The organism is Bradyrhizobium genosp. SA-3 (assembly GCF_004212635.1).
Lineage (GTDB): Bacteria > Pseudomonadota > Alphaproteobacteria > Rhizobiales > Xanthobacteraceae > Bradyrhizobium.
Genome location: NZ_PSRT01000380.1, coordinates 1 through 239 on the forward strand (window position 1 = coordinate 1; position 239 = coordinate 239).

The 239-nt window shown below is 55.2% G+C and carries 1 protein-coding gene; it reads right to left on the reverse strand.

The window, feature by feature from the left end; genetic code table 11:
- Positions 1–19 precede the first annotated feature (19 nt).
- On the reverse strand, positions 20–239 hold a 220-nt coding region (locus CWO91_RS42555; protein ID WP_165406096.1), incomplete at its 5' end, for an IS3 family transposase.

Below are 239 nucleotides of genomic sequence, written 5' to 3' on the forward strand. Positions count from 1 at the left end.
TCAAAAAAGTGGACAGGGTTCAAGCCGATTTTAGCTCCAATTCGACCGGGCTGATATAGCCGATGGCCGAGTGTCTGCGGTGTTGGTTGTAGAAGCCCTCGACGTAGGCGAGGATGTCGCGCTCAGCTTCATCGCGGGTCGCATATTGACGGTGATGGATCAGTTCGGTCTTGAGCGTGTGGAAGAAGCTTTCCATTGGGGCATTGTCGTAGCAATCGGCTCTGCGGCTCATCGAGGGG